Source organism: Clostridium sp. BIOML-A1 (genome assembly GCF_009874105.1).
In the GTDB taxonomy this organism is placed as follows: domain Bacteria; phylum Bacillota; class Clostridia; order Lachnospirales; family Lachnospiraceae; genus Coprococcus.
This window is the reverse complement of the sequence record NZ_WWTL01000016.1, coordinates 39,234-63,091: the sequence shown is the minus strand read 5'-3', so window position 1 is coordinate 63,091 and position 23,858 is coordinate 39,234. Positions and strand designations below refer to the sequence as shown.

The window sequence follows — 23,858 nt, the reverse complement described above, 5'->3', positions numbered from 1 at the left end:
CAGTATAGGGAGTACTATGCCTGCTAAGCGATGTGTAGAAACTAAAAATATGTGTCTACTTTTTGTTGACTACTGCATTTCTCGCTTTCATACCCTCGCCATTTGGCTTCTGCGGGTATCGCATTCTTTTTCTTACTCCCATACCCGCTATTACCTGGCTACTGAGGGTACCATAATTTCTTTCTCGCTTTCATACCCTCATCATGTTACTTTTGTGGGTATGATATTCTTTTTCTTACTTTCATACCCATTACTGTCTTGCTACTTGGGGTATTATCATTTCTTTCTTATTTTCATACCCACCACATCTGACAGTATTTATACTATCAGATATCTTCCTCAAATAACACTTACACTGAATGAAAGGTTTTGCCTGTATAATTCTGGAAACACCCGACGATACTAAATATGTTTAAAAAGATAATTGCGGAATTAATATATATTGCACATACATGAACAGCAATTTGTAGTCATTCCACAATCATCAATAAAATTTCATCAGGAGGTTATCCCATGTCAAATATGTTTTGTTTTCAATGCCAGCAGACAGCTGGCAATAAAGCCTGTGTGAATACCGGAGTCTGCGGTAAGCAGCCCTCGACATCCAATCTGCAGGACGAATTGATCTGTGAACTGATACGACTTGCCGAAGCAGCCGAGCTTACAAAGAAATCCATGCAACAGAAAAAAGAGACAGATCCCAAACTTCTGTCCCGATACCTGAACAACCGAAAATCCGCTGACCGTCTGCTGATCGATGGTTTATTTACAACACTTACAAATGTGAATTTTGATGATAAATCAATCAAAGATTACATCAAAGAAGTGCAGAAAAACCAGAAGGATATCATGCGCTGTATGCCTACAGACATATGTAGCATATCAGATATCGCATATAAGAACTTCCCGACTACAAATATGAATTCACAAACTGCAAATATGAATTTCTCAGATACAGATACGAATTCACCAACCGCAAATATGAATTTCTCAGATACAGATATGAATTCATCAATTGCAAATATGAATTTCTCAGATACAGATATGAATTCATCAACAGCAAATATCAATCCTCCGACCTGTGGATTGAAAGATCCACATGATATACCGGTAATCAGCCTGTGGGATGGTACGGACGATATCGTGTCACTCCGCTCCACGTTATTGTTCGGCTTAAAGGGAATGGCGGCGTATGCGCATCATGCAATGAATCTCGGCTATCAAAATGATAATGTAACAACCTGGTTCTATAAGGGCTTGTGTGAAGTGAACCGTGAACACTCGGTAGAAGAATGGATCGAGCTTATTATGAAATTTGGAAAAGTGAACTATCAGTGCATGGAACTGCTCGATAAGGCAAATACCGAATCCTTCGGCACACCAACGCCGACTAAGGTTCACACCGATATCCGCAAGGGGCCTTTCATCGTTGTATCCGGTCATGATCTCCGTGATCTGGATCTGCTCTTAAAACAGACCGAAGGAACCGGTGTCAATGTCTATACACATTGCGAAATGCTTCCGGCTCACGGCTATCCAAAATTAGCCGCCTATAAGCATCTTGCCGGCAACTTCGGAACTGCATGGCAGAGCCAGCAGACGGAATTTGAAAATATCCCTGCACCCGTCCTCTTTACAACCAACTGCCTGATGCCCCCACGTCCAAGCTATGAAGATCGCATCTACACCACCTCTGTTGTCGGCTATGAAGGAATGGTGCATATCAAGGGAACAAAGGATGGCAAAAAGGATTTTACTCCGATCATCAAACATGCCCTAAAGCTGGGCGGCTATGAACACGATCACAGCATGAGCGGTATCAATGGCGGACATATCCTGACAACAGGATTTGCACATGGCGCAGTCCTCTCCCATGCAGATAAACTTACAGCCGCCATCAAGAATGGTGATATCAAACACATCTTCTTGGTTGGCGGCTGCGACGGTGCCCATCCGGGCAGAAATTATTATACGGAATTTGTAAAACAGACTCCTATGGATTCTCTCGTTCTGACACTTGCCTGTGGCAAATACCGGTTCAATGATCTTGACCTTGGCGAGATCGATGGAATCCCTAGGATCTTAGATATGGGACAGTGTAACGATTCTTACAGTGCGATCAAGGTTGCCCTTGCACTGGCAGAAGCCTTCGGCTGTGATATCAACGAGCTTCCTCTGACTCTCGTTCTTTCATGGTATGAACAGAAGGCTGTCTGCATCCTTTTAACCCTGCTTGCCCTCGGTGTCAAAAACATCTATCTCGGTCCAACCCTTCCGGCATTCATGACAGAGACCGTTGTCCGTTTTCTGGTTGACACCTACAATCTGCAGCCGATCACGGCTCCTGAGCAGGATATGGATGCGATCCTCGGGCGCGGCTAAACAGTCAGCCGGCATCATCCTATTCCGGCAACAGCTTCATCACACGTTCCAGCAAACATCAGAGCTTCATCACACATTCCGGCAAACATCAGTGCTTTATCACACATTCTGGTAACCACCACAATAAGGGCAGCGGCTGGCATATCCGGTTGCTGCCTTATAAGAAGCACCGCAGTTCGAACATCGGACTGCGATCAGGTGAAGCTGTTCCGGATCGATCGGCTTGTTGTCCATCAGCTCTTCTTCTCTTCTTAACCGTTCTCCACGGACAGAAGCAGGATCATAACTGTACTTACCATTGTATTCATAGATATCGATCGTCATTCCGATCGGGAACATGGAATCCGCTCCTCCACTGATCGAAGTCGGCAGGATCACTTCCCGCTCGATACCATAATTATCAAAATAATGCACCTTTACATTTAAAGGAAATCTGCCATTTACCATATAAGATGTATTTTTTACATAACCATAAATCTTCGCTGTATACTTTTCACCATGTACACGGATCATTTTCTTGTTATGGAGCATAACAAGGATCGTCACGATAAAACATAATCCAAGTACCACAAACATTAATGGAATTAATATAAATGCCCCGGGCTTACCAAATGCAAATAAAAAGATCAATGTCATAAAAAGCCCTATTCCTGCAAAACCCACCCCGACAATCATACATATCTTCTGTGCACTGTTCATATCCATCTGCCTCCCACATAATGATCATAACTATGATACTAGCATCTACCCATTTATAAGTCAAACAAATCCATGTATTATTGCGTATACAATTATCTGTTTTCGCCTATGATATTCTTTATACCTACGTATGAAATTTTATAAGTTTGAATATGAATTTTTCACTTGCATTTTTACTAAAAGCTTAGTATAATGACCGACGTTGTATAAATTGAAGAAAAAGCTTTGGTATAAAATTGGAAACGACACAAGTGTGCTCCTGATATTTCACCTCGTTTGCCGACGGATGAGCATATCACTTGATAACGAACAACACATGTGTCTTTTTTGTGCTTATTTTTAAGATATTTGCAGTTTTGGTTCTGCATTTATTCAGATTATTTATCAAAAAGGAGATTTATTTTATGCCAAAAACTTTATTTCAAAATATTGTTTTCACATTAATGATGTCTTTTCTTATGGTCTATGCCATGATCTGCTACAACATTTCCCTAAACATGGGTGGAATGTCAAACTCCGTTTTCTTAGCCGCCTTTCATGAGCTTATCATCATGTGGCCGGTTGCCTTTTTTCTTGAATTCCTGTTTGTAGATAAGGCTGCACATGCTCTTGCATTCCGCTTCGTGAAGCCGGATGACCGCCCGATCATCATCACGCTTGCAATTTCTACCATGATCATCTGCATTATGTGTCCTTGCATGAGCCTTGTTGCCACTATTTTATTCAAGCATGCCGGTCGTCAGTTTGCAGCCGTGTGGCTCCAGACCACCTTCTTAAACTTCCTGGTAGCTTTCTTCTGGCAGCTTTTTTATTGCGGTCCGTTTATCCGTCTGATCTTCCGCAAGCTTTTTCCAGCGAAATAAGCCTGTATAAACAATGGATTCGAGTGATTCGGCAGGCTGGCACTTCCTACATATGATCCGCTTTATTTTCTATTCGGTTCGCACGCTTATTCATCAGCAGTCGCCCAAACTCGTCCTTACTGACTCAAACATGGGCTTGATGCTGATAGCTAGTGCAAACCTCATAACGAAAATACGCTAATATCATATGTAGGAAGTGCCAGTCTTCCCGGATCACCCGAATCCATTATTTATATTATGAAATTAGAGAATCCCCTCCGACAGATGGTTATACATATGGGGCTTTATCTGTATTTCCTATATGGCAGTCAGCCATTTTTTACTATGACTTGCTATGATTTCTGTTTGCTGCATATGCCTGATTCGTAAATACTCCTGTGCCAACTCGCTCTTTGAGCTCGAACAGGCACCCGTATTTACTAGCAATATGCAGCTCACAACGAAATCTTCGCAAATGTCATAGTTAGAAAACGTCTGATGACCATATAAGAAATACAGGTAAAACGTTACGCATATAACCATCTGTCGGAGGGGATTTACACATTACGACTGCCAGACCAGGTTACCGGATGGATCAAGAGCCTGAATCCGGTAGGTATGGGCTTTAAGGTCTGCGGACAGACGGGCAAGATAACCATCCTTTTTCCAGGTGATATAAATACGGTTATACATCTGGTCCGCCGGTAGTTCTGCAAAATGCAAAGCATTTTCTGCCTGAGCAGAGATCTGCGCTGCAGGCTTTGTACGGATTGTCATTTCCGCATCAAATCCAAATGCCGGAAATTCTTTCCGGAATTTCAACATTTCAAGCTGCTTTTTTACGACCTCCTTTTCAAGGCCTGACTCTATATCTTTTTGTGAAAGATTCGTCCGGTTGATCTCTTTATGTCCACCTGCACCTGCACGCTTCACTGCCTCATAATCATTAGATCCGGCAAACAGATCCAGATACCAGACCTGAGGTTTTCCGGGCATAAATATCTGTAATGCTCTGGCTAATAACAATGCCTGCTCATCTTCGCCAAGTGCATTATAATATGTCGTATTTACCTGATAATACATCTTTTTATTACCGTGAAGATCCTTTACAAAGCCACCACGATCCACAAGCAACCGGATCAGATCTTCAATCCTGTCGTCCGGCAACAGTCCGGCAAGATCCAGTACCGGTATTCCATCATGGCATCCAAGCATATTCACAGTATGAATATTCTCTTTTATCTGTTCCTTTGCCCACTGCTCCAGGTAAGAGCCATCGCCTCTGTAAAGAGCATCCAGGATCAATCCCGGAAGGAAAAAGTCATATGTCAGATATCCCTTCTCTGCTATCATCTTATACTTTTTCTCTTTATATCCGGCATGAATCTCCGGAAGAAGGCGGATTCCATATGGTTTTGCAAGCTTATGGATCTGTTCAAGGAATTCCCATGTCTCCGGTTCATTTAAGAAATTGGCGCGTCCCGGTGCTTTTGGGGCATATGCAAATGCATCCAGACGGATTATCTTCGCTCCGTAACCTGCCAGTTTTTTTATGGTTTCACGGTAAAAGTCCCAAACCTTTTCTGATTTAATATTGAGATCCATTTGTCCTAAATATCTGGTATGATAATCATCAGTATCCCGAATCTCCTGATAAAACGTATTCCAGTATGGAATCCGACTGCCATCTGCCATTTCCACCATCAACAGAGGTAATCCCGGTTTGCGGAAGAACATCGGATCCAGATACTTCTGTTCCGGTTGTATATAGCCGTCTTCTGTCATTTCTCCACAGTTTTCCCAGAATGTATTCCAGTTAATAAAAAAGTCACGATATTCAGATCGACTGCCATTCTCCAACAGATCCTGAAACTGTGGCGACTGTACAGACGCATGGTTTAACACAAAATCCAGCTTCAGATCAATATTCTGTCTGCCCAACCGTAATAGTGCCTTTTCAGAATGAAATGCCTCCTCAAGATCATAGTCGATTACAGAAAAACCACGATCCAGATCAGAATGGTAAATACTCGGTAGTATATACATTGAGGAAAATGCATCTGCAAATCCATCTCTTTCAAATAAATCCGCAACAGCTTCCAGATCTCCGCCAAGACTGTCCGGATACAGATTCAACATTGGACCATTTTCAATTTTATTTATATCTGTCATATTGGTTTCTTCTATCTCTGTTTTCCTCATATTCTATAACCTCCTGTTCACTTACTATTCCGTATAAATCCTGCCATGCATATCCTGAATGATATCTGCCCTATCCAGTCCATCATTAATCTTTTTCTGCTCAATTCTTAATACTCTGGCTACAAATGGACTGTCAATGGCAGTGTCACGATTCCTCTTCTTTCGGTTTTCAAGTGTTTCTTCCGGCGTACTGATCAATACAACAGATACATCTACCCCCTGCAGGTATGCACTGTTTCCATGTGTCCATTCAAGAATCAGAATATCTGTATCTGATACATCCCTGCGATCATACCAGATATCATCCTGGGTTCTTCCCATATGACGTAGCAGCAGTTGTGAAGTCCCTCCATGAAACTGCATGAGAAGATTCGATATAGCTTCATAATCCAGTTCCTGATCCGTACCCAGATAATCTGTAAGAGCCTTGTCTCCATACTTCTGATATATGGATAACCACTGCATGTCCTCCTGTTCTTCTGCATCCCTTCCGGCTTTTTGAAGCTCTAATAATTTTTCTTTTATTTCATCTGTATATAGCCTTTCAGTTATAAGTCCATTTAACCCGGACATACGAAATCTCGCAATTCGTTCTGCATCATTATACATGGGAATCCGATGCGGATAATTGTCCCCGCTTATAATAAGTGATTTCTTTCCCTGTTTTTCAAACATATTTTGAAGTAAGAAAGCCATTCCGGTCTTACCAACACCAGAACCTCCGGATACCGATATGACTGTTTTTTTCTCTTTTCTTTCCTCTGTTTTTTTCCGGATCAACGGAAATAATCGTTCCGCGTTTTTGATCTGCTCCTGTGCCAGATCCGATACTGTAATTTCTTTCGTATCCATCTGTCTGTCACCTCATTTCTGATCATCTTATATATCTTTTACTCTATTGTTTTTGCCAAACTCCCCGATCTCTGCAAACAGAAACCGGGGAGTCCTATTTATTCTTATTCTACTGCATCAAGCAGGATCTGATAGCTTGGATAATTACCGGATACTACCGTAAACGGCATACCGAGCTCCATCAAAGCAGCTCCTGAATAAACAGTACCTGTTTTCTTATCCCGATAAGAACGTTCCGGCGCAAGCCCTCTCAATCGAATATAAAATACAGGATGATTACCATGTGTATTTAATAAAACAGCACCTACAACTGCATGTTTTTTTTCTTCATCGACAGACATCCATGCTCCATATTCCGCTTCAAACGGATTACTTAATCTGTAATAATCCCCTTTTAAAATAACCGGTGCTGCTTCATGATAGGTTTTGATCTGTTCACGGACTGCCGTCTTGTCTTCCTCAGATAATTTTCCAAGATCCAGTTCATATCCGAATGCACCTGTCATGGCAACCACACCTCTGGTATTCATATCCGTCACTCTGCCGGTCTGATGATTCGGCACCGCAGATACATGGGCTCCCATCGTTGATAAAGGATAAGCAAACGATGTACCGTACTGGATACGGATACGGTCAACGGCATCTGTATTATCACTGCACCATATCTGTGGTGTATAATACAGCATACCCATATCAAACCTTCCGCCACCGCCGGAGCAGCCTTCCCATAACATATCCGGAAATGCCTGCGTCAGACGTTCCAGCAGGTCATATACACCAAGCATATAGTCATACATTACATTTCCCTGCCATACCATACTGTCGGAATATATATCACATAAGCTTCGATTCATATCCCATTTCACATAATTGATATCGCCCTGCCTGAGGACAGCTGCAATCTGTTCATAGATATGGTCCACCACCTCCGGATTTGCAAAATCAAGTACAAGCTGATTTCTGCCGTGTACCGGATGTTTACCGGGAACCTGAATTGCCCACTCCGGATGTTTTCTGTAAAGATCACTGTTTTCTGAAACCATCTCCGGTTCTATCCAGATACCAAACTGAACACCTTTGTCATGAACCCGTTTTGTCAGCTCCGTAAGAGAACAGCCCAGTTTATCTTCATTTACAATCCAGTCACCAAGGGATGAATTATCATCATCTCTTGTGCCAAACCAGCCATCATCCATGACCAGAAGCTCCACACCAAGTGCTGCAGCCTGCTCCGCAAGATTAACGATCGCTTCACCATTAAAATCAAAATAACAGGCTTCCCAGCTATTTACAAGAACCGGACGGATCTGATCTTTATATTTCCCGCGACAGATATGCTCTCTCACCAAATGATGCATCTGATTGGATAGCTGTTCCATTCCATACGCTGAATATGACAGAACTGCTTCCGGGGCATAAAATGTCTGCTCCGGCTTTAGTTGATAGGAAAAGAAATCCTCCTGAAGACCCATAACCAGACGGATCTGATCAAACTGATCTAATTCTACGCTTCCTTCAAAGCTTCCACTGTACACCAGTGATACACCATAACAGGCTCCGGCGGTCTCTGTTGTGCCATGTTCCGCAAGGATCATATATGGATTATACTGATGTCCGGACGTACCACGATTACTTCCGATCACCTGTTTGCCATGTGTTACCGGTGTTCGCTGCATATTCCGTTCCATTGCATGCCGTCCATAAAATGTCAGTACATCATAATCTCCATACAAAAGATCAAGACATGCGCTGGAAAGCTTCTCCAGATAGATTTCATTCTTTCCGACATTTGTAACTTTTACACTTCTGGTTATTACATCGCAGTCAGGTAATACGCCATATAATAATGTTACCTCTACACCGACTCTTTCGTCCTTCAGATATATGCACAGAGTCTGTGCAGCTTCAGAATGTGCTGCCGGAAGTCCCGGGAGATCATACTTACCATCCTGAATCTGATATCCTGTATAGCGAAGATCAAGTGCCATACAGCCATTTGCTTCACGGATCTTCCCTGCCGTTGTTCTGTAATCACCGGTTCCAAGAACAGGGAATTCCTGAGGAAGTGCATCTAGGGAATAAGTACGATCGTTTCCAAGATCATATGGATTTCCTGAAAAACCTCGATCATAGTAAGTCAGTATATAATCCATTTCCGAATCCAAGCGTTTTCCGTAATACAGATGAAGCAAATAATCATGTGTATCGGCCATCATCTGATAAGTTGTATGTTCCGTATGGAGAGAAAATATTCTTTTCTCTTTGTTATATATAATAGCCATAAATTAAGTCTCCTTTTATTTTACTGCTCCGTTTGCCACACCTGATATGATCTGTTTCTGACAAATAATATAGAAGATCAGAATCGGAAGTAACGCTAACAGATAAGATGCAAAGGCCAGATTGTAATTTGTTCCAAACTGAGTCTGGAAATTCAGCTGCGCAAGCGGAAGTGTATTCTGATCACCGGACATAATTACAAGCGGTGTCATAACGTCATTCCATGTGCCAAGGGCTGTAAGGATCGCAACCGTTGCATGCATTGGTTTCATATTCGGGAAGATGATCTTCCAGTAAGTCGTCCATGTAGTGGCTCCGTCAACACAAGCTGCCTCTTCCAGTTCAAGCGGAAGATTATTCAGATATCCGGCATATAACATTGTGTTCATCGGAAGATAAAATACTGTATAAAGTAATACCACACCAATCATATTTGCCAGTCCCATTTTTGCTGTCTGTTTTACAAGCGGCATCATCAAAATAGCAAATGGCACGAACATACCACTGACAAGATAAAGATAAATTCCATTATAGATCCGATTCTTTTTCTTGCTTCGTCCAAGTACATAACCGATCAGGGAATGTATTACGATCGATAATGCGATAGTTGCCAGTGTGATAAATAAACTGTTACCGAGAGAATGCCAGAAATCTGTTACCTCCATAGCTTCCTTAAAATTACTCAGACTCCAGTGCTGTGGAAGAGATAAGATTCCATGGATATCATTTGTCATCTCAGACGGCTGCTTAAATGCGATCATAACCGTCATATATAATGGGAACAGGATGGTTACAAGACCAAGGATCAACAGAATCGTAACCCCGATATTATATCGTTCTTTTCCTGTCTTAATCCCCTTTTCTTTATATTCTTTTCTGATCTGTCTCTGCGATTTTTTCATAACTGTTCCTCCTTCTTACCCAGGAAACGCATCTGTAATACAGATATCACTACGATTACTATAAAGAACACGACTGCATTTGCACTCTGGAATCCAAACTGTCCGCCACTCATACCATTGTTGTAGATCAGGTAGGAAATGGATTCTGTGCTCTGCGCAGGGCCACCCTTTGTCAACGACATGATCTGGTCAAATACCATCAGGAAGTTCTTCATGCAAAGGACTACATTAATTGTAAAAAACGGAAGGATCAGTGGAAATGTCAGATAACGGAATTTTGCAAATCCGGTTGCACCATCTAAAGATCCTGCTTCGTATACATCTTCCGGAACTGTCTGAAGACCGGATATATAAATGATCGTATTCATCGCGATCGACTGCCATGCACATACTACTGCGATCGCAAGCCAGGCCGTTTTAGAACTTGCCAGCATACTGTTTCCCTCAAAACCGAGCATGATTGCAATCTGTGGCAGAATATAAGTAAAGAAATAGTTAAAAATATAACCAACAACCAGACCGCCTAAGATATTTGGCAGGAAATACAGTCCACGAAGACCGCTCTTAAAACGAATCTTGCTGTTTAATGCCATCGCAAGGATCAGGCTGACAGCATTTACGATGATCGTTGTTACTATAGCCAGCTTAAATGTAAACAGATAGGATGAACCAACTCTGGCATCATGAAAAAGATCAATATAGTTTCGAAAACCAACCCACTCATAGCTGCCATACCCACGGAAATTGGTAAAGCTGTAAATCGCACCCTGAATCAAAGGCAATGTGTTGAATGTAAAGAACAATGCTACGATAGGAATTGTGATTAACATAAATGTTCTGGATTTCCCGGACATTTTCTTTTTCTTTTTAGCAAACTTCATATCTTCTGTCTTTTTTGTATCCATTTCTATTCCTCCTCTCCGGAATGCTCCTGCTCATATTTGCGAACCTTTATGATCAGGTCACGATTGTACCGTTTCCATTCCGTATCAAATTTCTTCAAAAACGCTTCTGTATCTCCATCTAACAGATAAGTCTGAATCAATGCATCTACTGCCATCTCAGATGGATAAAAATGATCCTGATAATCAGTCACGATTCCGTTGTCCAGATATTCCCGCATACCGTCTAACATAGATGCAAGCTTGAAATCACCTTTCTTACAAGGTACTGCGTTCTGATTGTCTATATAGTCCTGTACATTTTCATCCTCTAACAGGAAACGGAGGACTTCATAGGCCGCTTCCTTATTCGGACAGTCTTCCATCACGCAGAACTGAAGGTCTACACCGGATGTCAGAACCATGTCATCCTTATTGTTAGAAGCCGGGAATACAAATGAATCAATATTGATATCCGGATTTACTGACTGGATCTGTGGTACAGCATAGCTTCCGATCATATACATTGCTGACTCACCTTTTGCAAATGCTGTACAAGCATCATTATAAGAATATGCAACCGGATTGGCTTCTCCATACTGAAGCAGGGTTTTCATTTCTTCCGCAACCTGAACATACTGATCGGAAAATGTCGTTTCTCCCTTATTAACATCCTTACATACGGTCGAAGATGTCAATGAAGCTACTGCACTGTTCCATGGAGAAAGACAGGTCCATGTATCCTTGTAGCCCATATAAAACGGAAGAATTCCTTCTGCTTTAATCTCATCACATAATGCAAGAAGCTCATCCCATGTTTCCGGGATCTTCCAGCCATGCTCCTCAAACATATCCCGGTTGTACAGGATACCGGCAGCATTTGCCACATATGGAACACTGTATGTTCCTTCTGTTGGAATAAATTTCAGATTCTCACAGATTGTCAGATAATTTTCCTTTATATCTGCCAGTCCATCAAAATCAGAAATATCCATCAACATATCGGCATCAATAAAATTCGAATAATTGATGTCACCGCCAATACCAATGATATCCGGATTATCTTCACGAACAAATCTGGTCTTCAACACCGTCATTGCATCGTTCGGAGAACTGATCTTCAATTCAATATCATCATGACTGGCATTAAACCGTTCCTCAACTTCTTCAAAATAAGAGGTTGCTTCCGGCTTGTACTGTACCAGTTCGATCACTGTTTTTCCGTCTTTATTATTCTTGCCACACCCCGCCAGTAAGCAGAAACCAGTCATCATTGTAAGTACAAATAATAGTTTTTTCCCTTTTAGCATAAATACATTTCTCCCTTCTTTTATAATATGCTTTTTTAAGTTGTTTTCATTCTAACATATCATAATGCTTGTTAAAATATCGTAATAACGCCAGTTTTATACCAAAATGCATTATTTCCATCTCACTATTGCATTTATCTAGCATTTTGGTATATAGTAAAAAACAGTAGAGTTTATATTGTGTATTTGTTCTAATTTTGGGAGGTTTTTTTATGCATGAATACCTTTTTTCTATATTTCCAAATGAGAAATTTATAGATCTTGGACTATACCAGTACGGATGGGAACGCTGTGCACCGGCCCATCAGTTCGGTCCGGCTGCCAGAACCCACTATCTGTTTCATTATGTCATCTCCGGAACCGGACTTTTAATGGCACAGGACAAAAAGGGAGAGACAAGAAATTATTCGATCAAAAGCGGACAGGGCTTTCTTCTGTATCCGGGACAGATCAGCACCTATATCGCAGATGAGATAAACCCGTGGGAATATACCTGGCTGGAATTTGATGGACTACGGGTAAAAGAAGCACTGGACATTGCCGGTTTTTCAAAAGATCAGCCTATCTACCATGCCACCTCAAAGGAATACCGGGAAATCATGATGAACGAAATGCTCTATATTGCCAATCACCCAAACGAACCGCCATTTCACCTGATCGGTCATTCCTACCTTTTTCTGGATGCACTCACCCGTTCCACCGCCTCTACCCAGATGATAAAAACCGGTAAAATGAGCGATTACTATATAAAAGAAGCGATAAACTTCGTAGAGCAGAATTTTCCTTATGACATCTCTATCGAAGATATAGCTGCCTGTTGCGGCATCAACCGCAGCTATCTGGGAAAGATATTTCATGATTCCATTGGCAAAACGCCACAGGAATTCCTGATAAATTATCGGATGTCCAAAGCAACAGAGCTGCTGAAAATGACTAAATTATCAATTGCAGATATAGGAAATGCAGTCGGCTATCCAAACCCACTGCATTTCTCAAGAGCTTTTAAAAATATATATGGTGTCTCCCCAAAAAACTGGCGGGACCAGAATCACTAACATAGAAACCCCTCCGGCAGATGATTATATGTATGTGGTTTTATCTGTATTTCTTATATGGCAGTTAGTCATTTTTCTACTATGACTTGCTTTATTTTCTATTCGGTTCGCACGCTTATTTATCAGCAGTCGCCCAAACTCGTCCTTACGGACTCAGACATGGGCTTGATGCTGATAGCCAGTGCAAACCTCATAACGAAAATACGCTAATGTCATAGTTAGAAAACACCTGACTACCATATAAGAAATACAGGTGAAATGTTACATATATAATCATCTGTCGGAGGGGATTCGTTTCCTTAGTTATAGGTTCCACCTACGCCGGATCCGGCATTGAAGCCAAATAACGCACAACAGATCAGGTCGATGATAAAGGCTGTGCTTAAGACAGCGCAGATCAGGATCTGTGTTTTCCGGCTCTTCTTATGCATAAAGCGGCTGAGCTTCGGCGCCGCGATATAGACACCGAACAGACTTCCGATGCCAAATGCAAGTAAGCCGACCAGACAGATCCTTCCATTTAAATTCATGAAGAATTTCTTATAATTCCAGTAGTGGGAATTAAAGAAGAAATCCAGGATCCAGCTTGCGATATATTCGAGCACGCCACAGATACCCATAGACATCAAGAATAATTTCAATTTATCTGCCTTAAACCGGTCTAACAGGAAGATAATAACGACACCCCCGACACCATAGATCGGAAGCCACGGTCCATACATTGTTCCACGGTTTACGAGCTCATGATCCCTGACGATGTGGAGCATAACCTCCCACACCCAGCCGACAAAACAGAATGAGAAGAAGAAAAAGATGAAATCTGTCAGCCGGTATTCACTCTTGATTTTGATTCCCTTTGGTACTTCTACTGCTGCATCCTGCAAGAGATATACCGGCACAGCAGTTTCTATACCTTTACAGTATGGTGCTCCGTCAAATGCACGCTCAACAAATGCTTCACTGTCAATTCTCTTTCTAAGATGAAAATACATCTCCACGTCGATCTCTACATCAAACGGTACTGCTACTAACAGACCGGCAATCGGAACAAGCTTTAACAGCATAACAGGAATACATGACAGATCTGTTACGAACATCTTCCATTTGTATCCATTTGTCATTTCTTTGGATAAAGCTTTTGCCTCTTTCCAGCTAAGTGTCTGATTCTCCGCAACAAGATACGGGATCATCCGGTACTGATAGAATTTGTATATACCACCGACGATCGTAAGATTCCATAAAAACAGAACCACCTTATATACGAACATTGTCCAGATCAATCTCAATAAATGTTTAAAATGAAATGGTGCAAACATACGGTTGATCGATACTTTATCACTGTACCGGCACTCCATCGCATACCGATTCTTTCCAACGATAGCTGCACTCTGAATGAAGAAATGCACGATCATCATAATAAATGCGGATAACAGAAGTGCAATGATCACTTCTCCGGTATTACGTTCCAGATAGGCGGCATTTGCGCCTAACAGCTTAATGATCCATGTCTGACTCTTGGAAGCAACATCGATCAGTCCGATCACAAAATCCGAATGTATAAATGGAACATCCTTTACAATCGGTGTATTTACAGCATAGTCTTTTAAGATTTCCACGTTACTTGCTACATGCGAAGTATCCAGTCCGATTGCCTTGTCAATCCCATTTACAAATGTCGACTGTGCAAATTCATCGACACCTAAAAATGCAAAGATGAAGCAGACTGCAACCAGTGCAAGCCACGCCATCGTTCCACGCTTAAACACCGTGTTCCACGCGCCTTTTCTCAGTTCTTTTCGATTCCAGTTCATATTCTTATGCTCTCCTCCAGCTCTGCTTACTGTATAATCTCATACTGTAACAGCTCGTAGTGCAGCTTCGTTCCCTCTGCGATCCCATTCGGCAGCAAGGCTCTTGCAACCAGCTTATCTTCTTCGGAACCATCCAGATTCTGCAGGTGCGCATATTCCCCATCAATCTGTTTTACAATATAATCACATACTAACATTTCCATATCTCCTATCAAAAGCGTTAGCCTGATTATACTATCTCTTTCGACAAAATTCTATCTTTATATGCAATTTGAAATTTACAAAAAACTTCGCAATCAAAATAAACTGCCTGTACGCATGCATTTAATCATTAGACAAATATATCCACCCGGAAAAGAATTATGTGTATCGAATAGAAAATGCATTGATATTTTCAGAGTGGATATATCTGTCTAATGTTATACTGCTTATAAACAGTTTATTTTGATGGCGATATTTTTGCTACTTGCCAAAATGGAATAAGCCCTTTTTCTCATATGGCTCACTGGTTGCGGAAAGCATCTCATAACCGATATCCTTGATCGCCTTCTTTGCAGTCTCAATATCGATATTGTCCTCGCTGATGATCACCGTTTCCCCGCTCTTGGCAGAAGAAGTTACCTTTTTTACCTTGAAATTCTTACGGATCACATCATTCATGTGGGCTTCGCACATACCACACATCATTCCATCAATTTTTAAAGTTGTCTTTATCATCTCAATTCCTTCTTTCGTATTCATTATGTCGCATTTAATATATACCCCACAGGGGTATATGTCAATTCTGTTTCTATTATATTGAGAATTAATTGTCACTTAATCGCTTCACAAATCACTTTCCGAGAAATCAGGCTGTATAAAACGAGAAAACCGGCAGTCCCTAATCTGCCGGTCATCACCGATATCCCCACATCGGTCTCACGCTCTTTTCTTTATACTAAATTCCCAAATGCACTGATCTATTGTCGATCATAGTCAAATTATATCACCCTGCACCACTTTTTGTACACTAACCAAACGGATAGTATTTGGTATTTATTTCGATTATTTTTATCTTTTTTACCTCTTCTTATCGAATCAAACATACTCACACTGTCCAATTTGCGGGTTGTATTTTTATATAGTTCTGATTAAAATATAAAAAAAGAAAGGAGCTTCCCATGACAATTCAGGATTTTGTTTCTCTTTCCGGTGAGGTATTGACACAATATTATGACAACAACATTACACCATTTCTCGATGCATGCCATGAAGATGTTCTGTGGATCGGTCCTGCCGAAAAACAGGTGATCCGCACAAAAAAAGCGTTGGTTAACACATTTCTGTCTGAACAGCACGAATTAAAATTTGTTCTTCATGATCTGGTTATTACCCCTCTTGCTACGACCAGCAACCGGGTAGTTGAGATCATTATGTTCTTTATGGTTGATACGATATGGCCTGATAACAGCATGAATCGGGTTAATCAGAGGATTCATCTGTCCTGGATCATGAACAACGGAGTTCCTCAGATTCGGCTCTGCCATATCTCAAATGCTATCTCTTATGATGAACGAGATACAATCTATCCGGTGCATTACGATTCCAAATTCCGCGGAATGCCGCTTGCCGGCGTATCCCGCTCGGAACGTTTGTCGTTTAAGGGTACAGATAAATCTCTGCTTTTTCTGAATCGGAATCAGATCCTGTACATAGAATCCCATGGCAGACACTCCAATATCCATACAACCTCCAATTCCTACGAGATTACAGAAAGTCTGCTTTCTCTGGAAAAACGCTTCCCGGATTATTTCCTGCGTTGCCACCAGAGTTATTTGATCAATCCTGATTTCGCATCATCAATTGAACGTTTTAAACTTACAATGTCCGATGGCTTTGTAATCCCAATCCCGGAAAAGAAATATACTCAGGTAAAACGTCTGCTTCTGGATTTTATTAACGCCCGGTCATCAGGCACCGGAATTTAAAAGATCTTTAAACGGTGCAAATGCTGACGGAATCGCAATCTCCTGCTTCAGCTCTTCTAATGTAACCCAACGAAGATCTTTCGCCTGCTGTTCCATACATTCCATATAAAAGGCTTTCATATGCCATTCTACATGGGAAAAAATATGTGTATATGTTGTCTCCATCCAGATTTCTTTTGGGTGGAGATTTTTTGACGTTACATACGAAAGGATCTCCTGTGTGCTGTAGCTTCCGGGAAGATTCGGGAATTCCCACAATCCATGTAACAACCCTTTCTCTGTCCGCTTCCGTATCGCAACCTTATCTTCATACCGAAGCATCAGCACCGCTTTTTCTTCCACTTTCCGTTTCTTCTTTGCTTCACGAACCGGATACTGCTGCCAGGAATCATGCTTATGAGCTTTACACAATTCCTGTAGTGGACACACCTCACATTTTGGCGCACCATTTGGCAGACAGATTGTTGCTCCAACCTCCATCAGACTCTGTGTCAGCATATCGCAATGTCCATACCGGTACACCTGCAGAAGTTCCTCCCGGATTTTCTTCTTTACTGCCTGCTTGTCGATATTTGACGGATCCTCCATCACTCTGGTATATACCCGGAGGACATTTCCGTCCACTGCAGGAGTTGGCAGATCAAAGCAGATCGAGCCGATCGCTCCCGCCGTATATTCTCCGATTCCCGGCAGACTCAGAATCTCATCGTATTCTGCAGGGAAGTTTCCCTGCCATTCTATCACCACTTCTCCTGCTGCCTTTTTCAGATTTCTTGCACGGTTATAATATCCAAGTCCTTCCCAAAGTTTCATCAGGCGGTCATCATCTACCTCTGCCAGCGCCTCGATCGTCGGAAGCTCCTGCAAAAACGTTCTGTAATATTCTTTTACTGCTTCCACTCTTGTCTGCTGCAGCATGATCTCCGACAACCATACATGATACGGTTCTTTATCTTTTCTCCATGGAAGATCTCTGGCATGCTCCGGATACCACACGATCAGATTGTCCGCGATCTGCTTATATACATTCTGCATAAACTCATTCCATCCTGTTGCGTTTTTGTATTTTATCTCTATCAATGACCGGAGCGGCAACTTTTCATTTTTTTGCCGTTCCGGTCATTTTGATAAGAATAATAATTATATACTTAAAATCTTCTTCCGCCCATACCACACATAGGTTTTTCTTCTGTTTCTGGTGTTTCTACTACATAATTTGTACGAAATGCAGCATTTACTTCTGCAATTTCTTTCTTGCCATCAATGTAATCTCTGAAATATTCCATCAAATTCATACCGGAATTCTCACAGCCTTCTTCTTCCTCCCACTGTTTTACAAGTGCAATTCGTTCTGATTTTGTTGTGTCTTTAATTAATGTACTTTTCATCTGAAATTACCTTCCTTTTTTCTTTTTTTCCGGGATCTCGATTCCTCTTGCTTCTAACAGTTCCTTCAATGACTGTGGCTCATAATTCATATACGGTTGCATACAACCGACATTGATCGCCAGGAAATCCTGGTCTTCCTCATGAAGATCCTTGCGTTCATTCAGCCGCTTTATGCAGTCCTGAAAAAACACATCCTCCGGGGATCGGTGTGTATGCCCATACAACAGGATATTCCCTCTATGCTGACCATTCCAGAACAGGATTGGATAATGACAAAGCACCAGCTTATATGCATTTCCTCGAATGTTGTCTGTAATCTCTTTGTAATTACAAACCTCCTCAAATAACTGCCGGAGCCTGTAATCTGACAGATCATCATGGTTCCCATGCACAAGGATCTTATGTCCTTTTAACTGCGCAACCAATGCGATCAATTCTTCACTTTTTCCCCGCTTACTGATGTCGCCGAGGATATAGACCGTATCTCCGTTTGTCACCTTCCGGTTCCATCTGGCAAGCATATCGGCATGCATTTCTTCCAGTGTCTTATATTCTCTTTCGTCATATCCGCTTCCGCTACCTGCGAGCTGGCTGGCACAGCAGAAATGCAGATCACTGATATAATAATTCATTCTGTGTTTTCACCTCGCAATGCCTCTATAACATTTTTTCTCCCACTATTTTACATTCTGCCAAATAGGTGTGTCAATTCATCCAGTGGATCTGTTCTCCCTGAACCAGTGGATATCTAAAAAGCTCGGAACCGTCCAAATCACAATGGTGCATATCCACACCTGTGATCTGGTGGTTTTCGTATGTTGTATAATAATAGATTCCTTTATCTGCATTACAGCAGGAGGTGTAGAGCGTGATCTCATACTTGCCATCTGTCACTTCACAGCATCCACGCTGCTGATCAACCGATCCAAGAATATGGAAGAACTGGCTGATACTCTCCGCCTCGCTGTCACCGGATTTTGAATTCATTTTTGTAAATGCGACCTTCGCAAATCGTGACGCTGACGACAGATCACCCGGCAAACCAAGTGCACCCATGCCCCTGCTGTAAGACTGTAACTGCAGCTGCTCTGCGAAAGTATTTTCCGGCTGTTTCGGAGATAATCCCTGATAATTATTCAATAAAAACATCTGTGTCTCAAATGGTGGATTGTTCGTGAGAACTCCGACCGGATTCTCATGTATATGCATTCCATCCGCCATACACTCAACTGTGATCGCAGCATTCCGATCTGCTATGATCCAGTGTAACTGTGCCGATGGAAGCTGTTCGCTGAAAGGTGTTCCAACCAGATTCATCCGGTCAAGCAATGCCCGTACCTCGTCCAGATCCGCACACTGTCCAAGTATCCACGGGATAAATTCAAACTGCGCAACATTATCCCTGCCAGCTTCTACTGCCTGATAAACTGCATTTCCAACAAAATTAAGTCCCGCCATACCGACACCCTTTTCATTAATCGCATCATAATAAAGCGGATATCCACCTGCCACATGCGCCATGCCAATGATCGCATAATGAGAATCCCTCTTTCCCATATAACGAAACTCAAACGGGAACTTTCTCGGTGTCACCGTAATCTCATCCCCATAAGAAAATTCATAATCTAATGTTCTGCCAAAATAAAAATCCTTCGTTTTATACGTCGCTGCTGTACACATCTATAACCATCATCCTTTCCTGTTTTCTCAATTTTACAATCTTGCACTCACCAGGTTCAAAATTATATTCTTATTATTTTCATATACTACACATGTTACTATTAGTATTCGCATAAAACAATTATATATTTATAAACAATGTAAAAATGGCATTCCAATGAATAATTTGTCTGATGCCAATATTCATTTATTATAGCATGGCATCAGCGAGGATTTCGTTATGACATGCACATTGCCAGTAAATGTGGGTGCTTGTTTGAGCCCAAAGGGCGAGTTTGCACAGGAGCATTTACGAATCAGGCATGTGCATGGAATAGAAACCACAGCGAGCCATTTATAATAGATGAATACTGGCATGGGGCAAATATCATTGGAATGCCATCATTCACTATTCTTCCATGTATTCAATATAATCTGTTTCATCCGCAAAAAGCTGGTATCTTCCATCTACATATCCCATATAACCTTCCGTTACAAAATATCCTTTTATCATAATGCCGACCTCCTGTACATTTGTTCTGCCCTATAAAGTTCCGATATTCTTTGAGTTTCCTGTATTTTTTATACAGTCAACCCGTTTATGGCTTTATATTACAGTTTTATATGCACAAAAAATCGTACATCTTTTAAACCAGCAAAATATCAGACAGATTTGCCTGAATTCCTGCTGCCACCTCCGGCTTGTTCATGGAATATACATGAATGTGCTTTACGCCATTTGCCAGAAGATCTATGATCTGATCAGTCGCATAAGCGATACCTGCCTGCTTCATTGCAGCTTCGGTATCTCCAAACCGGTCAACAATATTCTTGAAACGTTCCGGCACGTTGCAGCCGGATAATTTGACGGCATTTTTCACCTGAACCCGTTTCGTGATCGGCATGATTCCCGGAATCACCGGCACAGTAATCCCTGCTTCTCTGATACGATACATGAAATTAAAGAAAATATTGTTATCAAAAAACATCTGTGTAGTCAGATATTCACATCCCGCTTCCACTTTCTTTTTCAGGTTTGCAATATCATCCTGTTTGTTTGCAGAATCCGGATGAACCTCCGGATAACAAGCTCCGCCCACACAGAAGTCTCCGCTCTCTTTTATTAATTTTACCAGCTCCGATGCGTGAGCAAAATCAGTAAATACCTGTCCATCATAATTCTTTGGAATATCCCCACGAAGTGCCAGGATATTTTCAATCCCTGCATTTTTCATTTCAGAAAGTGCTGTCCGGATGCTGTCTTTATTTGCGCATACACAGGTCAGATGCGCAATCGTCGGAACTCCGTATTTTTCTTGAATCTCATTTGCAAGCTTGATCGTATGTCCTTTTGTGCTGCCACCCGCTCCATATGTAACACTCATATAACTCGGCCGTAATGCCGCAATTCCAAGTGCCGCAGCTTCCACACTTGCAAAATCTGTATCCTTCTTCGGTGGAAAAACCTCAAATGACAATGTTGCTTTCTCCTGCCCTATAATATCTCTTATCTTCATGTATTTCCTCCTGTCATTTCATCTCTTTTGTATATCTGCAGTTGGGATAATTCGTGCATCCCAGAGAATTTTCTCATCCTTTTTCATTATATAAATTCTACGGTAATATGACAATATCAACATTCGTTTCTGCCACACCATGAAAACTTTCGAAAAGTTTGCTGGCGTAATCCCACATTTTCCTGTATAGTATATGGGTATGTAATTTGTTTGGAGGAGTTATCAAAAGATGAAAAAACGTGAATCATTCAACAACAAATGGGGATTTGTCCTCGCCTGTATCGGCTCAGCGGTCGGCATGGGTAATATCTGGATGTTTCCAACCAGAGTATCCCTCTATGGCGGAGGCTCTTATCTGATCCCTTACTTCATATTCGTTATCCTGATCGGATTCACCGGTGTGATCGGCGAAATGAGTTTCGGACGTGCTACCAAATCCGGTCCGGTCGACGCTTTCGGCTATGCCTGTGGAACAAAGGGCAAACGAAAGCTTGGCGAAATTCTTGGATTTATACCGGTACTCGGCGCGCTTGCCATGGCGATCGGCTATACTGTCGTAATGGGCTGGATCTTAAAATACATGATCGGTGCATTTACTGGTTCAACACTTGCACCGGAAAATGTAGAATCCTTTGGTGCCGCATTTGGCTCAACCGCTTCTGCATTCGGCAATAACCTATGGCAGATCATTGCACTCGCTGTCGGCATTATCATTCTGATGTTTGGTATCGGAAACGGAATCGAAAAGGCAAATAAGATCCTGATGCCTCTGTTCTTTATCCTGTTTATCATTCTTGCGATCTATACCGCCTGCCAGCCGGGTGCTACTGAAGGATATAAATATATCTTCCGGATCGAGCCAAAGGTTCTCGCCGATCCAAAGACATGGATCTACGCACTTGGTCAGGCATTTTTCTCCCTGTCTGTTGCAGGAAACGGAACACTGATCTATGGCTCTTATCTGCCGGACGAAGAAAATATACCGGAAGCTGCCGGACAGGTTGCTTTATTTGATACGATTGCTGCGTTACTTGCCGCCCTCGTTATCATTCCGGTTATGGCAACGACCGGTGCGCAGTTAGACCAGGGTGGTCCCGGACTTATGTTCATCTATCTGCCTGCCCTGTTCAAATCTATGCCGGGCGGACATATCATCGCCATGATCTTCTTCGTTGCAGTATTCTTTGCGGGCTTGTCCTCATTGATCAATCTGTACGAAGCTCCGATCGCAACGATTCAAGAAAAGCTCGGATTAAATCGTAAGTTATCCTGTGGCGTGATCGCAGGAATCGGCGTGATCGTATCCATCTGTATTCAAGGAATCGTATCCAGCTGGATGGATGTTCTGTCCATCTATATCTGCCCGCTTGGTGCAGGACTTGCCGGAATCATGTTCTTCTGGGTATGCGGTAAGAAATATGTAGAGGAGCAGGTAAACCTTGGACGTGAAAAGAAGTTCACCGACAAATTCCTGCCAATCTGCAAATATATCTATTGCCCTATCTGCATTCTGGTTTTAATACTTGGAATCGCATTAGGCGGAATCGGCTAAAACAGGGATAATGCGAGATTCAGATACTTCTATTTATAACAATACCCCTATTGAATAACACACTACGATTTCTGTTCGGTGCACATGCCTGATTCGTAAATGCTCCTGTGCAAACTCGCCCTTTGGGCTCAAACATGCACCCGCATTTACTGGCAATGTGCATTCTCACAACGAAATCTCGTTCATGTTATATCAATAGGGGTATTATTATAAATATAAAATATCTGAATCTCGGCATTACTCCTCGTCATTAGGAATGCCATTCGCCAGATACTCATTCCACCTGGCGTTGTTACGCTCCAGTTCTTTTTTCTGTATGATGCGGTTGCGGTCTGTGAGGATCGCGAGCATCTCATCTACGACCTCCTCCATAGGAAGGGTCTGATAATGTGACAAATAGCCGATCATACGACCGGCTGTAAAATCTGTATTCAGATTCTGTGTTATAACCTCGCAGAATTCCACCGGATAGCCCCGGTCGAGCATCATCTGATATAGGTTTTTACTTGCTTCTGATCTTGGTTTCATTTATGATCACCTGACTATTCTTTCGATATA

General features: G+C 41.9%; 21 protein-coding genes. 5 read left to right on the top strand and 16 right to left on the bottom strand.

The genetic code is table 11. The features are described 5' to 3' along the window. Window positions 1–513 precede the first annotated feature (513 nt). Window positions 514–2,382 carry a hydroxylamine reductase gene (hcp, locus tag GT641_RS11865; protein ID WP_347562895.1) on the top strand — a complete coding sequence of 623 codons (1,869 nt, stop codon included), beginning with the start codon at window positions 514–516 and terminating at the stop codon, window positions 2,380–2,382. 99 nt (window positions 2,383–2,481) lie between these two features. Here hcp and GT641_RS11860 read toward each other — a convergent pair whose 3' ends face one another. Then, on the bottom strand, window positions 2,482–3,081 hold the full coding sequence (locus GT641_RS11860; RefSeq protein WP_021943325.1) for a zinc-ribbon domain-containing protein: 600 nt from the start codon (window positions 3,079–3,081) through the stop codon (window positions 2,482–2,484). Window positions 3,082–3,485: 404 nt separating this feature from the next. On the opposite strand from GT641_RS11860, the gene GT641_RS11855 reads away from it, so the two are divergent. Next, window positions 3,486–3,944 (top strand): DUF2798 domain-containing protein, encoded by a 459-nt coding sequence (locus tag GT641_RS11855; protein ID WP_161117660.1) that lies wholly within the window; start codon window positions 3,486–3,488, stop codon window positions 3,942–3,944. Window positions 3,945–4,487: 543 nt separating this feature from the next. Here GT641_RS11855 and gtfA read toward each other — a convergent pair. From gtfA to GT641_RS11825, 6 genes are all read right to left on the bottom strand, one after another. Next, window positions 4,488–6,125, bottom strand: coding sequence for a sucrose phosphorylase (gtfA, locus tag GT641_RS11850; protein WP_161117659.1), 1,638 nt, complete (start codon window positions 6,123–6,125; stop codon window positions 4,488–4,490). A 24-nt stretch (window positions 6,126–6,149) separates the two neighbouring features. After that, complete coding sequence (locus GT641_RS11845; RefSeq protein ID WP_021943322.1) at window positions 6,150–6,977, bottom strand: zeta toxin family protein; 828 nt, start codon at window positions 6,975–6,977, stop codon at window positions 6,150–6,152. Window positions 6,978–7,081: 104 nt separating this feature from the next. Further along, window positions 7,082–9,259: an alpha-galactosidase gene (locus tag GT641_RS11840; RefSeq protein ID WP_161117658.1), complete on the bottom strand. Its 2,178-nt coding sequence runs from the start codon at window positions 9,257–9,259 to the stop codon at window positions 7,082–7,084. 15 nt (window positions 9,260–9,274) lie between these two features. Further along, window positions 9,275–10,159 (bottom strand): carbohydrate ABC transporter permease, encoded by an 885-nt coding sequence (locus tag GT641_RS11835; RefSeq protein WP_008399819.1) that lies wholly within the window; start codon window positions 10,157–10,159, stop codon window positions 9,275–9,277. Beyond that, entirely contained in the window at window positions 10,156–11,013 is an 858-nt protein-coding gene (locus tag GT641_RS11830) for a sugar ABC transporter permease (protein ID WP_342413205.1), read from the bottom strand. Before GT641_RS11830 ends, GT641_RS11835 begins: the two co-directional genes overlap by 4 nt. A gap of 53 nt (window positions 11,014–11,066) precedes the next feature. Beyond that, window positions 11,067–12,350 carry an extracellular solute-binding protein gene (locus GT641_RS11825; RefSeq protein ID WP_008399821.1) on the bottom strand — a complete coding sequence of 428 codons (1,284 nt, stop codon included), beginning with the start codon at window positions 12,348–12,350 and terminating at the stop codon, window positions 11,067–11,069. Window positions 12,351–12,562: 212 nt separating this feature from the next. Between GT641_RS11825 and GT641_RS11820 the strand changes: the two genes are divergently transcribed. After that, window positions 12,563–13,405 (top strand): AraC family transcriptional regulator, encoded by an 843-nt coding sequence (locus GT641_RS11820; RefSeq protein ID WP_161117657.1) that lies wholly within the window; start codon window positions 12,563–12,565, stop codon window positions 13,403–13,405. A 299-nt stretch (window positions 13,406–13,704) separates the two neighbouring features. On the opposite strand, the gene GT641_RS11815 is transcribed toward GT641_RS11820, so the two are convergent. The 3 genes from GT641_RS11815 to GT641_RS11805 form a co-directional block, all read right to left on the bottom strand. Beyond that, a complete protein-coding gene (locus tag GT641_RS11815; RefSeq protein ID WP_161117656.1) occupies window positions 13,705–15,216 on the bottom strand; it encodes a DUF975 family protein in 1,512 nt (503 codons plus the stop codon). A 26-nt stretch (window positions 15,217–15,242) separates the two neighbouring features. Next, complete coding sequence (locus GT641_RS11810) at window positions 15,243–15,413, bottom strand: hypothetical protein (protein ID WP_021943314.1); 171 nt, start codon at window positions 15,411–15,413, stop codon at window positions 15,243–15,245. A gap of 265 nt (window positions 15,414–15,678) precedes the next feature. Then, window positions 15,679–15,933 (bottom strand): heavy metal-associated domain-containing protein, encoded by a 255-nt coding sequence (locus tag GT641_RS11805; protein WP_161117655.1) that lies wholly within the window; start codon window positions 15,931–15,933, stop codon window positions 15,679–15,681. 443 nt (window positions 15,934–16,376) lie between these two features. On the opposite strand from GT641_RS11805, the gene GT641_RS11800 reads away from it, so the two are divergent. Further along, a complete protein-coding gene (locus GT641_RS11800) occupies window positions 16,377–17,183 on the top strand; it encodes a LytTR family DNA-binding domain-containing protein (protein WP_161117654.1) in 807 nt (268 codons plus the stop codon). Here the strand turns inward: GT641_RS11800 and mutY are convergent. The 5 genes from mutY to metF all read right to left on the bottom strand — a co-directional run bounded on the left by mutY (window position 17,166) and on the right by metF (window position 21,748). Then, complete coding sequence (gene mutY, locus GT641_RS11795) at window positions 17,166–18,218, bottom strand: A/G-specific adenine glycosylase (RefSeq protein ID WP_243143763.1); 1,053 nt, start codon at window positions 18,216–18,218, stop codon at window positions 17,166–17,168. The genes GT641_RS11800 and mutY overlap by 18 nt on opposite strands. Before the next feature lie 113 nt (window positions 18,219–18,331). Then, window positions 18,332–18,571, bottom strand: a complete 240-nt coding sequence (locus tag GT641_RS11790) for a hypothetical protein (protein WP_008399828.1) — start codon at window positions 18,569–18,571, stop codon at window positions 18,332–18,334. A gap of 6 nt (window positions 18,572–18,577) precedes the next feature. Beyond that, window positions 18,578–19,204, bottom strand: coding sequence for a metallophosphoesterase (locus tag GT641_RS11785; protein WP_008399829.1), 627 nt, complete (start codon window positions 19,202–19,204; stop codon window positions 18,578–18,580). Between the two features lie 73 nt (window positions 19,205–19,277). After that, the gene (gene bsh / locus GT641_RS11780) at window positions 19,278–20,252 is read right to left on the bottom strand and encodes a choloylglycine hydrolase (protein ID WP_161117652.1); all 975 of its coding nucleotides are present in this window, start codon (window positions 20,250–20,252) and stop codon (window positions 19,278–19,280) included. A gap of 626 nt (window positions 20,253–20,878) precedes the next feature. After that, the gene (gene metF, locus GT641_RS11775; protein WP_161117651.1) at window positions 20,879–21,748 is read right to left on the bottom strand and encodes a methylenetetrahydrofolate reductase [NAD(P)H]; all 870 of its coding nucleotides are present in this window, start codon (window positions 21,746–21,748) and stop codon (window positions 20,879–20,881) included. Window positions 21,749–21,977: 229 nt separating this feature from the next. Between metF and GT641_RS11770 the strand changes: the two genes are divergently transcribed. Beyond that, a complete protein-coding gene (locus tag GT641_RS11770) occupies window positions 21,978–23,300 on the top strand; it encodes a sodium-dependent transporter (RefSeq protein WP_119962495.1) in 1,323 nt (440 codons plus the stop codon). A 237-nt stretch (window positions 23,301–23,537) separates the two neighbouring features. On the opposite strand, the gene GT641_RS11765 is transcribed toward GT641_RS11770, so the two are convergent. Continuing rightward, window positions 23,538–23,828: a hypothetical protein gene (locus GT641_RS11765; RefSeq protein WP_008399835.1), complete on the bottom strand. Its 291-nt coding sequence runs from the start codon at window positions 23,826–23,828 to the stop codon at window positions 23,538–23,540. Window positions 23,829–23,858: the final 30 nt, after the last annotated feature.

Bases quoted from the DNA above. Each gene is read 5' to 3' on its own strand.
- hcp (WP_347562895.1), top strand. From the start codon at position 514: ATGTCAAATATGTTTTGTTTTCAATGCCAGCAGACAGCTGGCAATAAA.
- GT641_RS11860 (WP_021943325.1), bottom strand. From the start codon at position 3,081: ATGAACAGTGCACAGAAGATATGTATGATTGTCGGGGTGGGTTTTGCA.
- GT641_RS11855 (WP_161117660.1), top strand. From the start codon at position 3,486: ATGCCAAAAACTTTATTTCAAAATATTGTTTTCACATTAATGATGTCT.
- gtfA (WP_161117659.1), bottom strand. From the start codon at position 6,125: ATGAGGAAAACAGAGATAGAAGAAACCAATATGACAGATATAAATAAA.
- GT641_RS11845 (WP_021943322.1), bottom strand. From the start codon at position 6,977: ATGGATACGAAAGAAATTACAGTATCGGATCTGGCACAGGAGCAGATC.
- GT641_RS11840 (WP_161117658.1), bottom strand. From the start codon at position 9,259: ATGGCTATTATATATAACAAAGAGAAAAGAATATTTTCTCTCCATACG.
- GT641_RS11835 (WP_008399819.1), bottom strand. From the start codon at position 10,159: ATGAAAAAATCGCAGAGACAGATCAGAAAAGAATATAAAGAAAAGGGG.
- GT641_RS11830 (WP_342413205.1), bottom strand. From the start codon at position 11,013: ATGTCCGGGAAATCCAGAACATTTATGTTAATCACAATTCCTATCGTA.
- GT641_RS11825 (WP_008399821.1), bottom strand. From the start codon at position 12,350: ATGCTAAAAGGGAAAAAACTATTATTTGTACTTACAATGATGACTGGT.
- GT641_RS11820 (WP_161117657.1), top strand. From the start codon at position 12,563: ATGCATGAATACCTTTTTTCTATATTTCCAAATGAGAAATTTATAGAT.
- GT641_RS11815 (WP_161117656.1), bottom strand. From the start codon at position 15,216: ATGAACTGGAATCGAAAAGAACTGAGAAAAGGCGCGTGGAACACGGTG.
- GT641_RS11810 (WP_021943314.1), bottom strand. From the start codon at position 15,413: ATGTTAGTATGTGATTATATTGTAAAACAGATTGATGGGGAATATGCG.
- GT641_RS11805 (WP_161117655.1), bottom strand. From the start codon at position 15,933: ATGATAAAGACAACTTTAAAAATTGATGGAATGATGTGTGGTATGTGC.
- GT641_RS11800 (WP_161117654.1), top strand. From the start codon at position 16,377: ATGACAATTCAGGATTTTGTTTCTCTTTCCGGTGAGGTATTGACACAA.
- mutY (WP_243143763.1), bottom strand. From the start codon at position 18,218: ATGCAGAATGTATATAAGCAGATCGCGGACAATCTGATCGTGTGGTAT.
- GT641_RS11790 (WP_008399828.1), bottom strand. From the start codon at position 18,571: ATGAAAAGTACATTAATTAAAGACACAACAAAATCAGAACGAATTGCA.
- GT641_RS11785 (WP_008399829.1), bottom strand. From the start codon at position 19,204: ATGAATTATTATATCAGTGATCTGCATTTCTGCTGTGCCAGCCAGCTC.
- bsh (WP_161117652.1), bottom strand. From the start codon at position 20,252: ATGTGTACAGCAGCGACGTATAAAACGAAGGATTTTTATTTTGGCAGA.
- metF (WP_161117651.1), bottom strand. From the start codon at position 21,748: ATGAAGATAAGAGATATTATAGGGCAGGAGAAAGCAACATTGTCATTT.
- GT641_RS11770 (WP_119962495.1), top strand. From the start codon at position 21,978: ATGAAAAAACGTGAATCATTCAACAACAAATGGGGATTTGTCCTCGCC.
- GT641_RS11765 (WP_008399835.1), bottom strand. From the start codon at position 23,828: ATGAAACCAAGATCAGAAGCAAGTAAAAACCTATATCAGATGATGCTC.